At 32.2% G+C, this 1,496-nt stretch carries 1 protein-coding gene; it reads left to right on the top strand.

The window, feature by feature from the left end; translation table 11 throughout:
• Positions 1-53: 53 nt before the first annotated feature.
• Positions 54-1,459, top strand: a protein-coding gene (locus NFR82_RS08780) for an IS3 family transposase (RefSeq protein ID WP_251717895.1) whose coding sequence is annotated in 2 segments (ribosomal slippage) — positions 54-534 and positions 534-1,459 — 1,407 coding nt in all. Because the reading frame shifts where the segments join, the coding sequence is not laid out codon by codon here.
• Positions 1,460-1,496: the final 37 nt, after the last annotated feature.

Raw genomic sequence — 1,496 nt, 5'->3', positions numbered from 1 at the left:
TGAAGTGCCTCATAATTGTTAGACATAGATCTAATGATTGTGAGGTATTTTTTATGACTAAATATTCTACTGAGTTTAAGATTAAAATTGTATCTGAATATTTAAATAATAAAAATTCGATGACAGGACTGAGTAATAAATATAAAATTCCTTATTCTGTAATTCGTAGATGGATTCATCAAGCACAAGAAAATGGTGTTGAATCTCTTAAAGTTAAGTATAAGAAATTAACTTATTCCTTAGATTTTAAATTGGATGTGATACGCTACTACTTAGATAATCCAAGGTTAGGTTTTACTCCTGTAGCCGTTAAATTCAGTATAAATGAATCCCAAGTTTACAGTTGGGTAAAGAAATTTGAAAAAGAAGGTATGGCTGGATTAATTCCTAAGCAGAAAGGAAGACTAGCTAAAGTGCCAAAGAAAATAAAGAAGAAGCCAGTTAAAAAGATAGAGCTTAGCGAAAAGCAAAGGTATGAAGAAAAGATTATTAAGCAAGAAGCCGAAATCGAAAGACTTAAGCTAGAAAATCTTGTCTTAAAAAAAGTGGCTGCCCGATATCCTCGCTATCCAACAAAGAAAAAACAGTAATTATCAAGGATATTCGGGCTAAGCAGCCATCTGTAAAATTGAATACTTTATTCGATCTTTTAAAGCTTAATCGCAAAACGTATTACGACAATCTCAAAAATCGTATTAATAAGCCAGATAAGTATGCTAAAGTCAAAGAAACTATTAATGAAATATATTATGATGAAAGTCAAGAAACGTATGGCTATCGTCGTATTTGGGGTGCTTTAAAAGATGAAGGCATCAATCTTGCTATGGAAACAGTACGCAAAATTATGCGCAAGATGGGACTTAAAACTAGGATTTATCATAGGCAAACTGCTAGATACAACTCTTATAAAGGCAGCGTGGGTAAAAAGGCACCTAATATTCTTAATCAGACTTTTGATGAAACAATGCCTTATAAGGTTCTACACACGGACGTAACTGAATATAAATTAACTAGTGGCAAAAAAGTATATATTTCTCCCGTAATAGATGAAGCATCTTTAGAAATTTTAGCTTGTTCAGCGAGCTATTCCCCAGAAATGATAACTATTTATTCTATGCTGGATGAACTTGGATCGAATTTGCCGTCAACTGCTCGTCCTATTCTTCATTCAGATCAGGGTTTCCAATATCAAAATGCAGGCTATCAAGCAAGACTCAAAGAAATGAACATCACTCAAAGCATGTCTAGAAAAGGCAACTGTCATGATAATGCACCAGGAGAAACAATCTTTAACTTAATGAAAAGAGAAAAGCTTAATCGTCTTAAGATTAGTTCTTTAGAAGAAATGAAAGACGTTTTAAAGGAATATGTTTATTGGTTCAATAATATTCGACGTTCTAATAAACTAAAATACACGACTCCTGTAAAATACAGAAATCGTGTATTATCAAATGTTTAAATTTTTATAAAGTGTCTAACTTTTCTATGGCACTTCA

Origin of the sequence: Lactobacillus agrestimuris (assembly GCF_943193025.1) — a bacterium.
Classification (GTDB): Bacteria; Bacillota; Bacilli; order Lactobacillales; family Lactobacillaceae; genus Lactobacillus; species Lactobacillus agrestimuris.
Note: the sequence above shows the minus strand (reverse complement) of the source record. Positions and strands in the feature narration are given on the sequence as shown.